Origin of the sequence: Primorskyibacter sp. S87, assembly GCF_049801055.1 — a bacterium.
Classification (GTDB): domain Bacteria; phylum Pseudomonadota; class Alphaproteobacteria; order Rhodobacterales; family Rhodobacteraceae; genus JBNAGF01.
On the sequence record NZ_JBNAGF010000005.1, the window covers coordinates 271,127 to 290,237 of the forward strand.

A 19,111-nucleotide genomic window follows, 5' to 3' on the forward strand; every position below is an offset into this window, starting at 1 on the left:
GTCCGCTCAAGTCCCATCAATCTGAACGAACATAGGAAACCGAAATGTACATCGATACAATCACACCGAACACTGCGCCCCGCACCTTGCAGGGCGTGATCGACCTCCTGAAGCGGAGTGCCTATCTTGACCCCACCTGTCGCCGCGACTTGGTTTCGGCGATCAATCGCGTGGCCGATATTCTCAACGTCAGTCCGGACGCGCTGCCCACGGATGTGCCGGTCCTGCGCGGCAAGCTCATGACCGTTCACCCGGTGCAGGCGGGCCTGACGTCCAAGTCGTGGTCCAACATCAAGTCGGACCTGCGACGGGCGCTGGTGCTGGCCAATGTCATTCCCGAAACGGAGACCAGTGACCGCAGCCCGGGTTGGCTGGACTTCCTCGGCAAGGCTAAAGTCAAGCAGCATGCCTGGTCTCTCTCCCGGTTCGTCAGTTTCTGTATGCGCGGTGGGACCGAACCCGCTGATGTGACCGACGAGGTCATGGACGAGTTTCGTGCGGAGCTGACCCAGACCATTCTGTCGAAAGATCCGAACGTGATCGTCAAGGAGATGATCCTCTCCTGGAACCGCATTCTGCGTGACAACAGTCTTGATTTCCAGCCGCTGCAGGTCCCGACCTTGGACCGCTACCAAACGCGACCCCTGGAGCAGTACCCCAAGGCTTTGCAGGACGATATCCGAACCTATCTCGAGCGCCTGTCGCACGCGGACATGTTCGATGAGAGTGGTCCGGCTCGCGCTCTGCGGCCTGTCAGTCTGCGCAACACCAAAGCCCATATCCGGCAGTACCTCGATGCCCTGGTCGACTGCGGACACCAAGCCGCCTCATGGGGCAGCCTCGGGCAGGTGCTGAAACCCGAACTTGTCAAACAGGGTTTCACGCGCATTGTTGAGCGCAACGGTGGCGAGCCGCCGGTCGGTCTCGTTAACATCTCCGCGACACTTCTTGGTATTGCCCGCCACTACTCAGGCGCCCCACAGGAGACGGTGGACACCATTTCCGCCTACAAGCGGAAACTGGTTCTGAAAACCGGTGCCGGTAGCTATGCCATGTCTGAGAAGAACGTGACCCGGCTGGCTCAGTTTGACAACTGGGAGAACATCGCCCGTCTCGTCGCCCTGCCAGACATCTTGATGGACCGAGCCAAGTCCAATCCCGACAAAGCGCGGTCGGCGCTGGATGCGATGTACGCGGTGGTAATTTCCCTGCTTCTGTGTGCTCCGATGCGTGCACGCAACCTGGCGGGTCTCGACCTTGATAAGAACTTCGACGAGCAAGGCCGTGGCAAGAATTTGAAGTATGTCATTCACATCGAAGGCGCCGACGTGAAGAACAATACACCGATCGACGTGGTACTCAACGAGGGCACCGCCCGGATGCTGACGACCTACCAGCGGGAGTTCAGGTCGAAACTGTCCGAACACCCTGGCGGCGCACTGTTTCCCAAGAAGTCCGGCGGCGCTCGCAGTGCTGGCCAGCTCTCTGGGGGTATCTCCGACCTCATTTACCGCGAAACGGGCCTCAAAGTGCACACGCACCTGTTTCGCCACTTCGCGGCCAAACTCTATCTGGACGCGCATCCGGGGGATTACGAGACGGTGCGTCGTCTCCTCGGTCACCGCCGCCTCGAAACGACCATGGCGTTCTATGCCCGTCTGACCAATGCCATGGCGCTGGATCAGTACGACAAGACCGTCCTGTCCAAGTTGCGGGGGACGCGATGACCGCCTTTGAGAAATCCGTGCCGATTGTCCTCAAGTACGACAACTGGCCCGAGGCAGACCAACGCGCGTGGTGCGCGTTGGTCACACCGGCGGGGCTGTTCGACGATGGTGGGAAGGGCGCCCACTGGTCCGACGGCACCCAGAAAATGCACAAACAGGCCTATGGGCAATGGCTCTCCTATCTTCACCGTAACCACAAAGATCTGGTCCCGCAGGCCCCCGACCAGCGAGTGACGCGAGAAACTGTCCAGAGGTTCGTTTTGGATGCCCAGAGCAGGTTGCAGCCCAGGTCGGTCGCAAATCTGGTCACCGGACTGACCCTCGTTGTCACCAACACCTACCCCGGGGATTGGGGGTGGTTGAACACGCTCTGCCGTCGATTGCAGAACGAAGCCAATGCCTATCGTTTGAAGCCGATCCTGAACCTGTCCGCTGGCGAGATTTTCAAATGGAGCCTGCAACGTATGGCGGAAGTCGAAGACGCCGACCTGCGGCCGCTCAAACGGGCGATTTACTTTCGGCAGGCACTGATGATCGGGTTCCTGATCTGCCGTCCTGTCCGACGCCGGGCACTGCTGGCCATGACGGTGACCACCCATGTCGAGCGCTCCGCCGAAAGTGTTATCGTACATTTCAGAAAGGAGGATATGAAGGACGGATTGAGCCGCAGCTTTGGTCTCCCAGAAGAGTTGGTTCAGCCGTTCCTGCTGTACCTTGACATATATCGGCCGGTTTTGGTCGGTGATGGGCGGTTGAAGGCGCTATGGGTCAATCAGTACGGTGAGGCGATCACTCCCGATGGCCTGTCTCGCGAGTTGCCCAAGGTCACGGCAACCCACCTCGGGGTCGAACTGCGCCCTCATGCATTCAGGCACATTGCAGCAACCTCCATCGCCGAGTTCGATCCCGAGCATGTCGGTATTATCCGTGACCTTTTGGGACACGCCACGATGAAAACCGCAGAGAAATACTACAACCGTGCAGGCAGCATCTCCAGCTGCAACGCGTTGCAGAAGGTGGTCGCGGGTTATCGCAAGTGAAGCTAGCTTTCGGGGCAGTGCGCACTCCAAAGGACTGGCGGTCTTGGCTGTCAATGACGGCAGGCAAGCGTGGATGGAGATGCATTTGCCCGTAGTTTCAAGGACGTCATCGCCATTCGCAACAAACGTTGACGCCTGAACCATGTCCGTGCGGTTAGTGCCCTGTATGTCACTTGGGTTGATTTCTGCACTCGAGGGCTTTTCGCCTCCGCAGCATTGCGGTATCGACCAAGCTCAGAAGATGCTGCTGATTCAGTCTCAGTTCGGATTTCCATTCATGCAAGGCGCCGCGCGAGGCAGTGCTTGTGCGGTAGCTATGCTGGGTGTCGTGGATCGCGTGGCGTTTCGGGCCTGGTTCCGCTTTCTGCGCTCTAATCGGGGATCGCTGCGGTCATGTCTTTGGTTTCGAGATTGGTGATTTATACGTTATCGGACATTCGAGTCGGATCTACGCGTGAGTTGCACAACCTGAGATGCGTTGGGAACGGCCCTTTTGGGATCGGCAACCTACAGCGAAAATGGGGTCAAATGCTGCCGGAAAGGGGTAGGGGGACATCGCCAAGGCATCGAATATCCCCAAGCGAGAGAGATCAATTTTAAGTTGATTATCGTCATGTTCATCAAGCGAACTATGCGTCGTAACTCTAATGTCCTATTACGCATTGGGCGTTGGGCCAATTGTTTGGTGGCGACGAGAAAATCTAAATGGGCTGGTCACGCCGTCGTATCCTGAAACTCCTGGTCGCTGTCCTGGTCGAAAATGCTCCTGGTCCATCTGCCTTCGCTGAGACTTTCAGGGGCCGGGACGTGGCCATCACCTTCGTGACTGATCTCGATATCAACTCCTATCTCCGGATCTGGTGCACAAGATAAAGGGCCGTTCGTCTTACAAGGTGCAGCGCGAGTTTCCGCGATCCGCGGGCGCTTTTGGTGCTGTCGTTTTGGGACAGAGGGTACTTCAAACCACAAATGGCGCCATCACCAAAGACGTCGTACCTCAGTATCTGGAAAATCACATCGCCGATCCTAACGGCGCCAGCCGGTAGCCATTCAGTTTTCTAAAACTGTCAAAACAAAATGAAAAGAGTCTCAGAAGGCGAAAATATGCTAGAGAACAGCACTATTCTTGTAACGGGCGGCACTGGCTCGTTTGGAAACACTTTTATTCCGATGACTTTGGAAAAATTCAATCCGAAGAAAATCATTGTTTTCTCTCGGGACGAGATGAAGCAGTGGGACATGGCCAAGAAGTTCGAGGGTGATCATCGCGTAAGATTCTTTATTGGCGACATCCGTGACCGAGAGCGTTTATACCGAGCATTGGACGGTGTGGACTACGTCGTCCATGCTGCGGCTACAAAGATTGTTCCTACCGCCGAGTACAATCCATTTGAATGCGTCAAGACAAACGTCAACGGCGCGATGAACCTTATCGACGCTTGCATTGATAAGGGTGTGAAGCGAGTAGTGGCTCTGTCCACAGACAAGGCTTCGAGCCCGATTAACCTTTATGGTGCGACCAAGCTGGCCTCGGACAAGCTCTTCGTGTCGGGCAACGCTTACTCGGGTGAACATGGTACTCAGTTTGCCGTGGTGCGCTATGGCAACGTCATGGGATCGCGCGGGTCGGTGATCCCATTTTTTATGTCAATCCGCGATCAAGGTGAACTGCCGATCACCGACACCCGCATGACACGCTTTATGATTTCGCTCGAGCAGGGTGTGGAACTTGTTTGGCACGCCTTCAACGACATGGAAGGCGGCGAGATTTATGTGAAGAAGATCCCCTCGATGAAGGTCACCGACGTGGCACGGGTGCTGGCTCCCGAAGCGGATCAGAAAGTCGTGGGTATTCGCCCGGGCGAAAAGATCCACGAGCAGATGGTCGGAGCGGAGGATTCCTATTTCACGTATGAGTATGCTGAGCACTATAAGATTCTTCCGCAGATCAACGGCTGGGACGTGGACCCGAGGCGGATCAAGGACGGCAAGCGCGTGGATGAGGATTTCGTCTATTCCAGCGGTAACAACTCCGAGTGGATGACCGACGATGAACTGCGGGGTTGGATTGACGCCAACCAGGGCAAAATCGGTAAGATCTGATGATACCCTATGGTCGCCAGGACATCCGGCAGGAGGATCTCGATGCGGTCATCCAGGTCCTGAAGTCTGACTTCATCACGCAAGGCCCGGTGGTGCCGCAGTTCGAGGCGGCGCTGACGGAAAAGTCTGGTGCAGCCCACGCGGTGGCGGTGAATTCGGCTACCTCGGCGCTGCACGTGGCCGTGGCCGCGTTGGGGCTGGGTCAGGGCGATCTTTTGTGGACTACACCAATCACGTTCGTGGCCTCAGCCAACTGCGGGCGCTACGTGGGCGCTGACGTTGATTTTGTCGATATCGACCCCGAGACCTTCAACATGTGCCCGAAGGCGCTGGCGGCCAAGCTGGAACAGGCAAATAAAGTGGGTCGCTTGCCCAAAGTCATCGTTCCAGTCCACATGTGCGGCCAGTCCTCGGCCATGCGCAATATCGCAGAACTTGTACGCCCATACGGCATCCGTATAGTTGAAGACGCCAGTCACGCAGTGGGAGGCAGTTATCTCGATCAGCCTGTGGGTTGCTGCCAGTACTCCGACATTACCATCTTCAGCTTTCACCCGGTGAAAATCATCACCACCGCGGAAGGAGGCATGGCGCTAACCAATGACCCGGAGTTGGCCGCCCGTATGCAGCTATTGCGCAGTCACGGCATCACACGTGACCCGGAACGAATGACCCATGAATCTGACGGGCCCTGGTACTACCAGCAGGTAGAACTAGGTTGGAACTACCGCATGACTGAGATGCAGGCGGCCCTCGGGCTGAGCCAGCAGGAACGGTTGGCGGAATACATCGACGCTCGCAACGTGCTCGCCGATCGATATGACCGGCTGCTGATGGACCTGCCGCTGGACTTGCCCGGACGGTTGTTTGGTGCGCGCTCCGCGTTCCACCTCTATGTCATCCGGTTGCATGATGCGGCGCGCCGTCGATCGGTCTTCGAGGCACTCCGCGCGCAGGGCATCGGCGTGAACCTGCATTACATCCCGGTTCACCTACAGCCCTACTATCGCGACCTGGGCTTCACCGACGGGGATTTCCCCGAGGCCGAAGCCTATTACAGCCGCGCCATCAGCATTCCGCTTTATGCAACCATGACAGAGGCACAGCAGGACGAGGTTGTGGCCCGTCTGCATGATGCCCTGCGCGCGGACCAGACCGCAGGACAGACGCCGGGCTGACATGAAACTGATGCTAGGCACTGTCCAGTTCGGCATCTCCTACGGCGCATTCAACGCCACGGGGCAGGTGCCTCTGACGCAGGTTTCCGACATGCTTGACCGGGCGGCGGGCGCGGGGATCACCATGCTTGACACCGCGCGCGCCTATGGCACGTCCGAGGCGGTTCTGGCCCGTGCCGGGGCGCCCACGCGGTTCGAGATCGTCAGCAAATGCCCGGACCTGCGCGCCGAAACCGATCCGGTGGCCGCGCTGAAGGCCGCCTTTGATGCCTCCTGCGCGGCGCTTGGGGTGTCGCGGCTTTATGGCTACCTGCTGCACAATGCCGAAGACCTGTCGCGCGATGGCATCTGGCAAACGCTTTGCGCGCTGCGCGATGAGGGCCGGGTCGGGCGCATCGGCGTGTCGGGCTACGAGGCCGAAGCGGTGGCCGATCTCTGTGTCCGCTTCCCGCTGACGCTGGTGCAGTTGCCCGCCAATGTGCTGGACCCCTGGTATGACCACGCCACAGCCCTGCCCGAAGGGGTCGAGGTGCATGTGCGTTCGGCCTTCCTTCAGGGGTTTCTTTTGGGGAATCCCACGGCGCTGCCGCCGCATCTTGCCCCGTGGCGCGCCACGCTGGAACAGTTCCGCGCCGAGGCCGCGGCGCAGGGGCTCACCCCGGTTCAGGGCGCGCTGGCGCCATTGCTGGCCAGCCCCGCCATCGCCCGCGTGGCGGTGGGGGCCGACACACCGGCACAGCTGGACGATATTCTGCAGGCGGTGCAGGCGCTGGAGAACCGGCCCGCCCCGGCATTCGGCCCCTTTGAAGGGGTCACAAAGGCACTGACAGACCCGAGGCAATGGAGGCCCACACCATGACCACCCAGACCAACGACCCCGATCAGGACCTGTCCACACAATACGAAGACGGGGGCCGCATCTTTCTGCGCCGTCTTACCCCGGATGATGTCAGCCAGGATTATCTGGACTGGTTTCAGGACGAGACCGTCACCGAGTTCCTCGATTCCCGCCGTCTGACCCGCGCCTCCGTGATCGACTATATCGAAGCCGGGGCCGCCGCGAAGCAACACTACATGTACGGCATTTTCGACAAGGAAAGCGGGCGCCATGTCGGCAATATCAAGGTGGGTCCGATCCAGTGGAACCACCTCGTGTCCGATCTTGTCTGTGTCATCGGCGCGCGCGAATTCTGGGGCAAGGGGCTGGCCAAGGAAGCGATCCGGCTGGGCAATCGCGTGGCCTTTGACGTGCATGGGATGCGCAAGGTCTCCGGCGGCATCGCCAGCGGCAATATCGGCTCGATCAAGGCCTATACCGGGGCTGACTGGGTGATCGAGGCCACCATGAAGGGCCATCACCTGATCAATGGCGAACCCCAGGACCGGGTGGTGGTGAGCTGTTTCAATCCCAAGTTTTTCCCGCAGGAGAGCTGATCCCATGCGCGTGACGTTCGTCGAGAACCGGGGCAAGACGGCCTTCTGGGCCGGGGTCGCAGAGCGGCTGGCGGCGGCGGGGCACGAGATCGGCTGGATCATCCAGAACCCGGCCTATGCGCCGCCCACCGGGGACGGCACGCGCTTTGATCTGGGCTTTCCCAAAGCCGCCGACATGGTGGACATGCCGGTGCCGGACGCGGTCTCGACCGACCGGGGGCGGCAGTATTTCGGGGCAGGGGCGCGGCATTACGATTTCTATGCCCGGCGCATCACCGCCGCGCTCGATGCTCTGCGCCCCGATGTGGTGATCGGCGAACCCACCCTCATGCACGAGCTTCTGAGCATCGCGGAATGCCGCCGCCGGGCGATCCCCTATCTGCATCCCACCATGACGCGCTATCCCGGCGGGCGGTTCAATGTGCTTGATGGCGACACCCAGATCCCGGTGTCGGGCAGCAACGAGACATGGGCACCGGAGCGGCTGGCCGAACTGGCCGGGGCGATTTCCGAGGGCCGCAGCCTGCCCAGCTACATGGCCAGACCAAGCCCCATGGCGGCCCGGATGCGCCAGCTGCGCCGCGTTGCCGGTCAGGCCCAAACCACGCTGGGCTGGTTGCGTGGCGAGCGGTTCAACACGCCGTCACCGGCGCGCAAGCTGACCCTGCAGCGCCTGTTGAAACAGAACCTTGAGAGCTGGGCCGCGCTGGCGCGGATGCCCGATGCGACGGGGCCGGTGGTGCTCTATCCGCTCCAGATGCAGCCCGAGGCCAATATTGATGTCTGGGGCCGCCCCCACAGTGATCAGGTGGCGCTGGTGCAGCGGCTGCTCGCCGCCCTGCCTGCGGATGGCGCGGTGGCGGTCAAGGCCAATCCGAAATCGAAATACGAAGCCTCGGCCGAGATGCTGGAGCTGGCCCGTTCCGAGCGCCGGGTTGTCCTGTTGCCGCTTGATTGCCCGATGAACGACGCACAGGCCGCCTGTATCGGGGCGGTGACGGTTTCCGGGACGGTGGGGTTCGAGGCGGTGTTTGGCCGTGGGCGCTGCCTGGCGCTGCGCCATCCCGTGCTGGAACACCACCTGCCGGAATTCCACGCCGAAACCCCCGAAGACGCGGTGGCGCGGCTGCTGGCCGATGCTGACGCGGGCCGGGGCAGTGCCGCGCGGGGGGGCGATCTTCTGGCGCAACTGGTGGCCGACAGCTTCGAAGGCACGATCAATGAACCGACCTATGACCCAAATTGCCTGTCGCCTGAGAACATCGGCAAGGTGACGGATGCCATTGCGCAGGTTCTGGCCGCCACGCCACAGAAAGCAGAGGCATGACAAAAACAGTTGCCATCATTCAGGCCCGCATGGGCTCCAGCCGCCTGCCGGGCAAGGTCATGAAGACCATTGCGGGTCAGCGGGTCATCGACCTGTTGCTGCGCCGCCTTGCAAAGGCCCGCCATGTGGATGAAATCATTCTCGCCACCACCGAAAAACCGGTGGACGATCCGCTGGCCACCCATGTCGCCGCACAGGGCGCGCGGGTGGTGCGGGGCAGCGAAGACGACGTGCTGTCGCGCTATATCAAGGCAATCGGGGAAAGCGGCGCGACAACCGTGCTCCGCATCACCGGCGATTGCCCCTTTGTCATGCCCGAGCTGGTGGATGCCGCCGTGCTGGCCTTTCAGGCCCGCGCCGGAGAGATCGACTATATGTCGAACACCGACCCGCCCACCTTCCCCGACGGTCTCGACCTTGAGATTTTCACCGCCGAGAGCCTGATGCGGGCGGGGCGCGAGGCCCGTGACGCCTATGACCGTGAACATGTCACGCCGTTCCTGCGCCGCGAGGACGGCATCCGCCGCGATGTGATCCGCGCCGCGCGCGACCTGTCGGCGCTGCGGCTGACGGTGGACGAACCCGCCGATCTGGAAGTGGTCGGGGCGGTGCTCGGGGCCATGTCCGGCAAGGACGGGCAACCCGATCTTGATTTCGGACTGGACCGGCTGGTGGCCCTGTACGACAGCCAGCCGGCGCTTTTCGAGGCAAACAGCGCCATCAAACGCAACGAGGGAGCGACCACGGGCAAGGGACAGAAATTGTGGAAGCGCGCCAAGCAGGTCATTCCCGGCGGCAACATGCTGTTGTCGAAACGCGCCGAGATGCACCTGCCCGAGCAATGGCCCGCCTATTTCGAGCGTACCGAAGGGTGCCGCGTCTGGGACATGGACGGGCGCGAACTCATTGACGCCGGATTCATGGCGATTGGCACCAATACGCTGGGCTACAACCATCCCGAGGTGGACGCCGCCGTGCGCGATGTGGTTACCAAAGGCAACCTGTGTACCCTGAACGCCCCCGAAGAGGTTCTGCTGGCGGAGCGTCTGGTGGACATCAACGCCCCCTGGGCCGAGATGGTGCGCTTTGCCCGCTCCGGTGGCGAAGCCAATGCCATTGCCGTGCGCATCGCGCGAGCCGCCTCCGGGCGCGATGGCGTGGCGATCTGTGGCTATCACGGCTGGCACGACTGGTATCTGTCCGCCAACCTTGCCGATGACGCCAATCTTGACGGGCACCTGTTGCCCGGCCTCAGCCCGCGCGGCGTGCCCCGCAGCCTCGCCGCAAGCACCTTCCCCTTCATGTACAACGACCTTGAGGCGCTCGAAAAGCTGGTCGCCACCGGCAAAATCGGCGTGATCAAGATGGAAGTGGTGCGCAATGTCGAACCCAAAGACGGGTTCCTGCACAAGGTGCGCGCCCTTGCCGATGCCAATGGCATTGTCCTGATCTTTGACGAATGCACCTCGGGCTTCCGCGAAACCTTTGGTGGGCTGCACAAGAAATACGGCGTCGAGCCGGACATGGCCGTCTTTGGCAAAACGCTGGGCAATGGCTATGCCGTGACCGCCGCCGTGGGGCGCCGAGAGGTGATGGAAGCCGCGCAATCCACCTTCATCAGCTCGACCTTCTGGACCGAACGTATCGGCTCTGCGGCGGCGCTGAAGACGCTGGAGGTCATGGAGCGCGAACAGAGTTGGGCCCGGATCACCGAAACCGGCCATACCTATCGCGCCCGGCTGACGGATCTGGCCGCGTCGCATGGCGTCGGGATTGCCATCGGCGGGCTGCCGTCCCTGACCACATGGTCGGTGCCGGGAGACAACCCGGTGGGCTACAAGACCCTGATCACCCAGGAGATGCTCAGGCGCGGCTTCCTCGCACCGCCTGCCTTCTACGCCTCGCTCGCACATACGCCTGACGTGCTTGACCTCACGTTTGCCGCCCTCGACGAGGTGATGGCGCTTGTGGCGCAATGCCAGTCCGGGCAGGCAGATCTGGAGGCGCTTCTGGAGGGCCCCCTGTGTCATACCGGGTTCAACCGGCTGAATTAGGGCAGGGACCATGCAGGGGCGGGGGACATCATGAACGCAACGCGCATCATCTTTCGAGCCGATGCCGGTCTGGATATCGGAACCGGGCATGTCATGCGCTGCCTGACCCTGGCGGACGCGCTGCGCGATCAGGGGGCGGAGGCCGTTTTTGTCACCCGCGACCACCGCGGCCATGTGATCCCCGCCATCACCGGGCGGGGCCACCGGGTGGACATTCTGCCCGGCAACACCGGGGTGCCCTACGGGGCGCATCCCGAAGCCCCCGGTCACGCGGACTGGCTTGAGGCGGATTGGCGCGCAGATGCCGCCGCCACCAGCGCGGTGCTCGAAGCCGAAGGCGCGGACTGGCTGGTGGTGGATCACTACGCGCTGGACCGGGCGTGGCAGCAGGCCGCGCGGCCCGCGGGCATCCGGCTCCTGGTGGTGGACGATCTCGCCGACCGGTCCCATCTGGCGGATGTGCTGCTGGATCAGAACACCGGACGGCAGGCGGCGGATTATGACGGGCGGGTGCCCGCGGGCTGCACCCGGCTGATCGGCCCGGCCCATGCCCTGCTGCGCCCGGAATTTGCCCGGCTGCGGCCCGAGGCGCTGGCCCGCCGGGACACGCTTGAAACGCCCCGGAAGCTGCTGGTCACGCTGGGAGGGATCGACAGGGACAACGCCACCGGGCGGGTGCTTGAGGTTCTGGCACAGGCCCCCGCCGCCCGGCAGATGCACATCAGCGTGATCATGGGCGCCAGCGCGCCGCATCTGGTGGCGGTGCAGACACAGGCCCGGCAGATGCCCATGCCCACCGAGGTGGCCGCAGGCGTTTCGGATATGGGGGTGCGCATGATGCAGGCGGATCTGTGTGTCGGCGCGGCCGGGTCCACCGCCTGGGAACGCTGCGCGCTCGGCCTGCCCACTCTGCAGGTGGTGCTTGCCGACAACCAGATGGCAGCCGCGTCCCACATGGACAAACAAGACATGGCGCGAGCCCTTCCCTTTCCCGATGCGCCGGATTTCGCTTCCGCACTCAGTGCTGGGCTGGAGCATTTGGCCGTTTCTGATTCTTACCGCAGCATGTCACGCTGCGCCGCCACCCTCACCGATGGGGCCGGAGCCCGCCGCCTTGCGGCCCACCTGATGGAGAATTCCGATGCCTGATCGCGATTTCGGTCGCTTGCGCCCAATGCGCGAGCCGGATCTGGCCCGTGTTCTGGACTGGCGCAATCATCCTTCTATTCGTGGGAATATGTACACCCAGCATGAAATCACCATGGACGAGCATCGCGCATGGTGGAGCCGGGTCAAGGACAGTCCCAAGGCCTGTTTCTATATCTACGAATGGCAGAGCCAGCCGCTAGGATATGTGGCCTTTTCCGAGATTGCACCCGCAACAGGCACCGCCACATGGGGATTCTACACCGCCCCCGATGCTCCGAAAGGCACCGGATCCCTGCTGAGCCTTGCCGCCATGGACGAGGCTTTTGGTCCGCTTGGCCTGCGCAAACTGAGCGGAGAAGCCATCGGGCGCAATGCAGCCTCGATTGGACTGCACGAAAGCTTTGGCTTTCAGCGTGAAGGCCTGTTCCGCGCCCATGTGCTGATTGGCGGCACGTTTGACGACGTGATCCGCCTTGCCCTCTTTTCCGACGACTGGGCCGCCCTGCGCCCCGCCAAACTCCGAACCCTGACAGAAAGGCTGTCGCAATGACCGAGACCCGTCCAGTGAATCGGCCAGCCATCGAGATCGCCGGCCGCAAAATCGGCGCCGACCACCCGCCCTATGTGATCTGCGAAATGTCGGCCAACCATAACGGTTCGCTCGACAAGGCGCTGGAGATCATTGACGCCGCCGCCACCACCGGCTGTGATGCGATCAAGCTCCAGACCTATACCGCCGATACGATCACCCTGAACAGCAATGACGAGGCGTTCCGCATCAAGGGGGGGCTGTGGGATGGGCGCACGCTCTATGACCTCTACGAGGAGGCGCATACCCCCTGGGACTGGCACAAGGCGCTGTTTGACCGCGCGGCGGGGCATGGCATCACCATGTTTTCCTCGCCATTTGACACCACGGCGGTGGATCTGCTGATGGACCTGAACGCGCCTGCGTTCAAAATCGCCTCCTTCGAAGTGATCGACCTGCCGCTGATCCGTTACGTGGCCGCCACCGGCAAGCCGATGATCATCTCCACCGGCATGGCCAATGACGAAGAGATCGAAGAAGCCGCGCAGGCGGCGCGCGACGGTGGCTGTAGCGATTTTGCCTTGCTGCATTGCGTGTCGGGCTACCCGGCCCCGGCAGCGGATTACAACCTTGCCACCATCCCCGACATGGCGCGGCGCTGGGGCGTGCCGGTGGGCCTGTCGGACCACACGCTCGACAACACCACCGCCATTGCCAGCGCGGCGCTGGGGGCCTCGGTGATCGAAAAACACTTCACGCTTGATCGCTCCGGCGGCGGACCCGATGACAGCTTCTCGCTGGAACCGACGGAGTTCACCCAGCTCTGCACCGGTGCCCGCACCGCTTGGGAGGCGGTGGGCCGCGTCGATTATGGCCGCAAATCCAGCGAAGTCGGCAATGTGACTTTCCGCCGGTCACTGTATTTCGTCAGGGATCTGGCGCCCGGCGATGTCGTCACCGCCGAGGCCGTGCGCTCGGTCCGTCCGGGTCATGGCCTGCCGCCCAAACACACCGATGCGGTGATCGGCAAACGCGTCACCCGCGCTATCAAGGCCAATACCCCCACCTCCTGGGACGTTCTGGAAGAGGCCTGAGCACCATGAAACAGTGCCTGCTCCACCTTGAGCGCAGCCTGTTGCGCACCGCCCCTATGGGGCTTTTGGTGCGCGCCCTGATGACCTTGGGGTTCCGGCTGCGCTGGCTCTGGGGCCGGGTGCGGTTTGGCGCGCTGGTGCGCGACCGCGGGATCGGCTGTGTCTGCGCGCATGACGTGGACCTGAAGTACCCCCAGAACATGCATCTGGGGGACCGTGTGGTCATCGGGTCTAACGTGTCGCTGGGCGCGCACAGCCCGATCACCATGGGGGACGACGTGCGGATTTCGCGCGATGTGATCATTGAAACCGCGGGGCTGGATTTTTCCACCGGTCAACCGCCCTACACACATATTTCCAAACCCGTAGCCATTGAAAAGGGCGTCTGGATTGGCGCGCGAGCTGTCATTCTTGGCGGCGTGACACTCGGCGAAAACGCCGTGGTCGCCGCCGGGTCGGTCGTGTCCCGTTCGGTCCCTCCGGGCGTGATCGTCGCCGGTGTCCCGGCCCGCCCGATCAAAGCGAACAGATTCAAGGAGTAACGATATGGGAAAGATGGAACGCATCGCGGAAATTGCGAAAGACCCGCGTTGGTGGACCTTTTATCTGCAGCGCCAGGTCGGCAATCCAGCCCGCAGGGCTGCATTGGCCCGCCGAGTAGCTGGTTTCAAACCAGCCTACACTCCGTCCGATCTGGCCAGTGCTGAAGTCGGGCTACAGAAATTGACCAATTCAGGCTTACATGAATTAGGCCAGCTGCTTAGCGCCAATCAAGCCCGCGATCTAACGAGCTACTTTGAGCAGAAAAAGGTCCGTGATCCATACCGGTCGTCGGTGCCGAAGTTCCTGCCTTTGTCTGATGCCCGGCCCCCTGAGGCGCATATCGCCCACCATGACGCTCAGGACATCATAAACGCGCCTGGCCTTCTAGAATTGGCCAACGATCCGCGCATTCTCGATGTTGTTAGCCAGTTTCTGGGTTGCAAGCCCACTATCGGTTACATGGCCGCTTGGTGGAGCTACGCGACCGAAGTCGGCCCGCAGCAAGCCGAGAATTTTCATCGGGACGTGGACGACTGGCGGTTCGTTAAGCTGTTTGTCTACCTGACAGATGTTACTTCGGAAAGCGGCCCCCACAAATACGTGCTGCGATCCGCTCCTCAGAACAAGCTGACAGAGATCCGGCGGTTTGAAGATGAAGAAGTGGCCAGTATCTTCGGCGCCGAGAACATCCGCACAATGACCTCAAAGGCGGGCGAGGGCTTCCTAGAAGATACGTACGGTATCCACAAAGGTCAGCCAGTTCAATCCGGGCACAGGTTACTATTTCAGGTGGTTTACACCTTGAACCCACTTCCTTATGCGCCCAAGCAGCCGGTTTTCGACATGCCTGCTGAGGCTTCGTATGACCCATGGATCAATCGTGTTTATCTAAAAACAGCAAATCGTAAGTGAATGTGAGTAGCTGAATTAAATTTGGTCTACCTCTATTGATATACCGACCAGAAAACGTCCTGTTCCTTGGGATCGGCCTTTATGCGCTGGTCTACCTTCTTAGTCCACTTGAAATACTGGTGCCGATAGAACTTGGAAGCTTGGTCTTTATTGGGCTGACAATAGTGGCATTGCTGCTGGGTAGTCGGTCGGCTGATCTATTTCGCGTAGGTGGGCCGCCGCGACTAGTACGGACTGACCGCTTGAAACGCATGGAAAACCGGTTGTTCTGGATTGCGCTATTTTTGGGAATGGCAGGCAATCTTCTACGCTTAGTGGACAAATACTTGCTGCGCGGAGTTGGTAGCCTTACCGGGCTTGAGGCGCGGGAAATGTTGATGGAGAGCGGTGCAACAAAGTTGGCTTTGGTCGGCGGTGTACTTTATCCTTTTGGGTATTTACCTATCTTCATCCTGCTTGGAGCACATGTGTTGCCGCGCTATCGCTGGAAGCTGGCATTGGCAGCTTTCGTCTTTTTGATACCCGCACTAGACGCATTAGTGTTGTTTTCGAGAAGCTTCATGTTGGTCAGCCTTGCGATGATTTATTTTGGCATCTCACTGACCCTGTTTCAGGGCCGCGCCCTCCCACGGCAACTTGTGGTGCCAATGCTGGTAGGATTGGGAACCGTACTGAGCGTTTCAGTATTTGCTTTCACATGGCGGTTGGACCAGATGTCCTTCGATGTTTTGGAATCGGTTTTTCGTTCTGGTTATGCGTACACGATAGTCCCAAATGACTTGATGTATCAGTTCATACAAAACGGTGGCGCGTTGGGGGAGATTGCGATCGGGCTCCTGCCGATCGCACAATACTACGTGCACTCGATCCCTGAATTTCAGATCCTTTGGAGTATGGCCGATACACAGGTATTTTCCGCTGGTGCCCTACACTTCTCTCCCTACATCAAGTTCCTAAGCATTCTGGGCCTGGCGTCAGAACCGGACCTGTTCGAGTTGTTTCCCCGAGTTGGGATCTTTACCAGCTTCTGGGGGCCTCTCTGGGTGGACTTTGGATGGTTCTCTCTGTTGGTGATGTTCTTATTTGGCTTTTTGGCTCGGATGGTCGGACGTGGGGCCTATCATGGAGACGTCGGAGCTTACCCACTTTATACATACTTGTGCGTTATTCTATTTTTCATGCCGGTGGTGAATTTCGCCGTTTCTGCGCAGGGGATGTACGTCATCAATGCTTTCGTTCTCTTCTGGATCGCGACACGCCGGGTTGCTCGTGGGATCCCAGTTTAGTCTAGGAATGAGTGTCCCGTGATACCCGAGAATCCTTGGAAACAGCCGATAATTGGAGCTGCCCGAGCTGCTCTTTCGTTCCCAAGCTCCCTAGTGATAGCCTGCCTCAGGCTTGTTCCCTTTGCTAGCGCTTAACTCAATAGTCTTCCTTTGGGGATTTGCTGCCGCACGGGCGCTGTTGTTTTTTTCGCCAATCCTGCTGTCGAATCTATTGCCACTGGAACGCTATGGTCAACTCGAATTGGCTCAATCCTTCGCTGCAATAGGCGCGATTGTTGTTTGCTTTGGCCTGACTGGAACTGTACCGCTGATCCGGTTGCGTGACGAGATTGAGGGCCGTTGGGACACACTACTGCTTTTACTGACGGGTTTAGGTGGAGGATGTCTGTTGCTGGCACTGGGTACGGCGATAGGATTGGGCACTCTTTATGCGGTCCCGGTGCTGGTTTTTCTTGGCATTGGGGTACTAATGCTACAGGGGCTATGGGCTACCTCGCTTAAGTCTGATGGGCATTCCACCCGCGCTGTATTTGTCGAGGCCGGATTCTGGGCTGTGGCTGTAACGGGCGCCGGTGTGATCGTGTTGTCCGGAAACCGATTGCCCATCGGCACGATCTCCTTTGCGCTTTTTCTTTATGCCGCTGCTTTATTGACCGTAACACTGACGCAATTCCGACAAAGTCGCGAGGGCGCCTGTACGTTGGCCGACTTAAAGCGAAACATAGCATTGGGGCTGCCACTGATGGTTACCAGTGTTCTTGCAGTGGTCATCACTTCCTCTGGACGGTTGCTGCTTGGGCAGATTTCAGGGGTTGAAGCCGTGGGATTGTATGCTGTGCTATATCGCGCTACTACGCTACCGCTAGTGGGCCATCAGGTGCTGACCATCGGTTTTTTCCGACAGTTATTCTCTTGGTCGGACGAGATTCTTCGCAAACGAGCGTCGGTGATTGTGCTAGGAGTGACCACGATGGCGCTGTCTTTCTGGTTGCTGGAGCCCCACCTTGGCTGGCTTTTGGGGCAGCGCTTCACAGAGACCTTTACAGTTTACCGTACCGAAGGCCTGATCCTGCTGGTGCAGACCATCCTATGGTCAGCCATTGCGCTCAACGACTTGATCAATTCAAGGTTGCAGATTGCGGGGAGAGTAGCACGAAAAACAGGGCCCTATCTTGGAGGCGGGCTAAGTTTGCTTGCGTTTTGGGCTTGGAGCAGCGCTCAGTCAGGAAATGTTGAAAATACACTGCTTGCCTTTGTCCTTGGTCATTTTGGATTAATGGTTGGTTACTACACAGTTCAATGCTGGTCTTCCTCTAGACTGGGTTACCGCTTCACCCGCCTTTGGATGACGGTGGGCTTTTGCACCGTGGGCGCGGCCTCGCTGATATTTCTAGGAGAAATCGCTTCATGAAGATCGTGCATTTTGCAAAGTTTTTTCCGCCAGAATATGGTGGCATCGAAAGCGTTACTGAAGCCTTAGCCGAGGACCACGCCGCCGCTGGGCACGAAGTTGAGGTGGTATGTTTTACCCGCGACATGGCTCGAGTGGACAAACAAGGACGCCTGACCATTAGACGAATGAAGGTTCAGGCCGAGAAGTCTTCGCAACCCCTGTCTGCAAGCTATTTGAAAACCTGCGCGTGCGCGGCGGAGAATGCTGACGTGGTACATGTACACACACCCAACGTGTTTGCAGCGCTGGCCGTGCTGCGAGTACCACGCCAAGTCAAAGTGGTGGTTCATTGGCATGCAGATATCGAGAGGAAAGGGTTGCTAGGTTACCTTGTACGTCCTGTAGAACACGTACTGTTGCGTCGGGCCGACAGGGTGGTGACTACATCAGAGGCATATGGCACGGCTTCGCGAACGCTGACCCATTCTCAGAATCGAGTTGAGTTCATTCCAATTGGGATCAACGACATCGATTTTACCCCCGATATTCAACCGATTCCTAGGCGGGATGTGCTCTTTGTCGGTCGACTGGTGCCCTATAAAGGACTGAAGGTGTTGATAGAGGCTGTCGCTCATATGCAGAGCGAAACAACGGTTCGCATTGTTGGGGTGGGCCCAGACGAAGAAGCGTTGAAAGCCCAAGCGAAGCGAATTGGCGTCTCTGATCGAATCGAGTTTATGGGCCGAGTAGATGTTGATCGCCTTCAAACACTATATGCTGAGGCCGCAATTTTTTGCCTGCCTTCCGTTAATCGGCGGGAAGCCTTTGGTGTTGTTTTGCTGGAGGCAATGCGTGCGGGGCTTGCCGTCGTTTCGACTGACATCCCTGGTAGTGGTGTCCCTTGGGTCAATGCCAGTGGTTTGACTGTACCGGTTAATAACCCCAAGGCGCTTGCGAGAGCTTTGGATGGTCTATTGACCGATTCAAAAGAGATGCTGCGAATAGGAATGGACGGGCGCAAGCGGTTTGAGTCTGAATTCTCTCGGGAAAAAATGAGTAAACGTTTTCTAGAATTATATGAGAAACTCTATGAACGGAGAGCGGCGTAACGAATAATGTATGAGTTGAGTTTACTCAGGCGATGTTGCTGGAAGTTATCAAACTAAAGCTCTAAGGCCTGCTCGTCGCCGCGAACTTGTTGATGATCTGAGGGCAATCTGGGGTGTCAGCATACGACGTGCCTGCGCACGTCAACAGCCCGTTTGCCGGCTTCCTGCTCCTTGATCATCTGAATGATCTGTTCGCCGGTGAGCCTCATCTTCATTGGTCCGTCCTTTGGTCG

Annotated in this window: 16 protein-coding genes and 1 pseudogene; all 17 read left to right on the forward strand. The window is 59.5% G+C overall.

What is annotated here, in order from left to right; translation table 11 throughout:
* Nucleotides 1-44 precede the first annotated feature (44 nt).
* On the forward strand, nucleotides 45-1,727 hold the full coding sequence (locus tag ACP15U_RS11325) for a tyrosine-type recombinase/integrase (RefSeq protein WP_425045256.1): 1,683 nt from the start codon (nucleotides 45-47) through the stop codon (nucleotides 1,725-1,727).
* The gene (locus tag ACP15U_RS11330; RefSeq protein ID WP_425045257.1) at nucleotides 1,724-2,767 is read left to right on the forward strand and encodes a tyrosine-type recombinase/integrase; all 1,044 of its coding nucleotides are present in this window, start codon (nucleotides 1,724-1,726) and stop codon (nucleotides 2,765-2,767) included. The genes ACP15U_RS11325 and ACP15U_RS11330 overlap by 4 nt, the downstream gene beginning before the upstream one ends.
* 839 nt (nucleotides 2,768-3,606) lie before the next feature.
* Nucleotides 3,607-3,813, forward strand: a pseudogene (locus ACP15U_RS11335) (transposase); the annotation flags it as partial.
* A 58-nt stretch (nucleotides 3,814-3,871) separates the two neighbouring features.
* Nucleotides 3,872-4,870: a UDP-N-acetylglucosamine 4,6-dehydratase (inverting) gene (pseB, locus tag ACP15U_RS11340; RefSeq protein WP_425045258.1), complete on the forward strand. Its 999-nt coding sequence runs from the start codon at nucleotides 3,872-3,874 to the stop codon at nucleotides 4,868-4,870.
* Entirely contained in the window at nucleotides 4,870-6,048 is a 1,179-nt protein-coding gene (gene pseC, locus ACP15U_RS11345) for a UDP-4-amino-4,6-dideoxy-N-acetyl-beta-L-altrosamine transaminase (RefSeq protein ID WP_425045259.1), read from the forward strand. The genes pseB and pseC overlap by 1 nt, the downstream gene beginning before the upstream one ends.
* A 1-nt stretch (nucleotide 6,049) precedes the next feature.
* Nucleotides 6,050-6,907 carry an aldo/keto reductase gene (locus tag ACP15U_RS11350; protein WP_425045260.1) on the forward strand — a complete coding sequence of 286 codons (858 nt, stop codon included), beginning with the start codon at nucleotides 6,050-6,052 and terminating at the stop codon, nucleotides 6,905-6,907.
* On the forward strand, nucleotides 6,904-7,482 hold the full coding sequence (locus tag ACP15U_RS11355) for a GNAT family N-acetyltransferase (protein ID WP_425045261.1): 579 nt from the start codon (nucleotides 6,904-6,906) through the stop codon (nucleotides 7,480-7,482). Before ACP15U_RS11350 ends, ACP15U_RS11355 begins: the two co-directional genes overlap by 4 nt.
* 4 nt (nucleotides 7,483-7,486) lie before the next feature.
* Nucleotides 7,487-8,809: a hypothetical protein gene (locus ACP15U_RS11360; protein WP_425045262.1), complete on the forward strand. Its 1,323-nt coding sequence runs from the start codon at nucleotides 7,487-7,489 to the stop codon at nucleotides 8,807-8,809.
* Complete coding sequence (locus tag ACP15U_RS11365; RefSeq protein WP_425045263.1) at nucleotides 8,806-10,863, forward strand: aminotransferase class III-fold pyridoxal phosphate-dependent enzyme; 2,058 nt, start codon at nucleotides 8,806-8,808, stop codon at nucleotides 10,861-10,863. Before ACP15U_RS11360 ends, ACP15U_RS11365 begins: the two co-directional genes overlap by 4 nt.
* Nucleotides 10,864-10,893: 30 nt before the next feature.
* Nucleotides 10,894-12,012 (forward strand): UDP-2,4-diacetamido-2,4,6-trideoxy-beta-L-altropyranose hydrolase, encoded by a 1,119-nt coding sequence (pseG, locus tag ACP15U_RS11370; protein WP_425045264.1) that lies wholly within the window; start codon nucleotides 10,894-10,896, stop codon nucleotides 12,010-12,012.
* On the forward strand, nucleotides 12,005-12,562 hold the full coding sequence (pseH, locus tag ACP15U_RS11375; protein WP_425045265.1) for a UDP-4-amino-4,6-dideoxy-N-acetyl-beta-L-altrosamine N-acetyltransferase: 558 nt from the start codon (nucleotides 12,005-12,007) through the stop codon (nucleotides 12,560-12,562). The genes pseG and pseH overlap by 8 nt, the downstream gene beginning before the upstream one ends.
* Entirely contained in the window at nucleotides 12,559-13,635 is a 1,077-nt protein-coding gene (gene pseI / locus ACP15U_RS11380) for a pseudaminic acid synthase (protein WP_425045266.1), read from the forward strand. The genes pseH and pseI overlap by 4 nt, the downstream gene beginning before the upstream one ends.
* 5 nt (nucleotides 13,636-13,640) lie before the next feature.
* Entirely contained in the window at nucleotides 13,641-14,177 is a 537-nt protein-coding gene (locus tag ACP15U_RS11385) for an acyltransferase (RefSeq protein WP_425045267.1), read from the forward strand.
* Between the two features lie 4 nt (nucleotides 14,178-14,181).
* A complete protein-coding gene (locus ACP15U_RS11390; RefSeq protein ID WP_425045268.1) occupies nucleotides 14,182-15,090 on the forward strand; it encodes a hypothetical protein in 909 nt (302 codons plus the stop codon).
* A 242-nt stretch (nucleotides 15,091-15,332) separates the two neighbouring features.
* Nucleotides 15,333-16,376, forward strand: coding sequence for a hypothetical protein (locus ACP15U_RS11395; protein WP_425045269.1), 1,044 nt, complete (start codon nucleotides 15,333-15,335; stop codon nucleotides 16,374-16,376).
* 121 nt (nucleotides 16,377-16,497) lie between these two features.
* On the forward strand, nucleotides 16,498-17,787 hold the full coding sequence (locus ACP15U_RS11400) for an oligosaccharide flippase family protein (protein ID WP_425045270.1): 1,290 nt from the start codon (nucleotides 16,498-16,500) through the stop codon (nucleotides 17,785-17,787).
* Nucleotides 17,784-18,878 (forward strand): glycosyltransferase, encoded by a 1,095-nt coding sequence (locus ACP15U_RS11405; protein ID WP_425045271.1) that lies wholly within the window; start codon nucleotides 17,784-17,786, stop codon nucleotides 18,876-18,878. The genes ACP15U_RS11400 and ACP15U_RS11405 overlap by 4 nt, the downstream gene beginning before the upstream one ends.
* Nucleotides 18,879-19,111 lie beyond the last annotated feature (233 nt).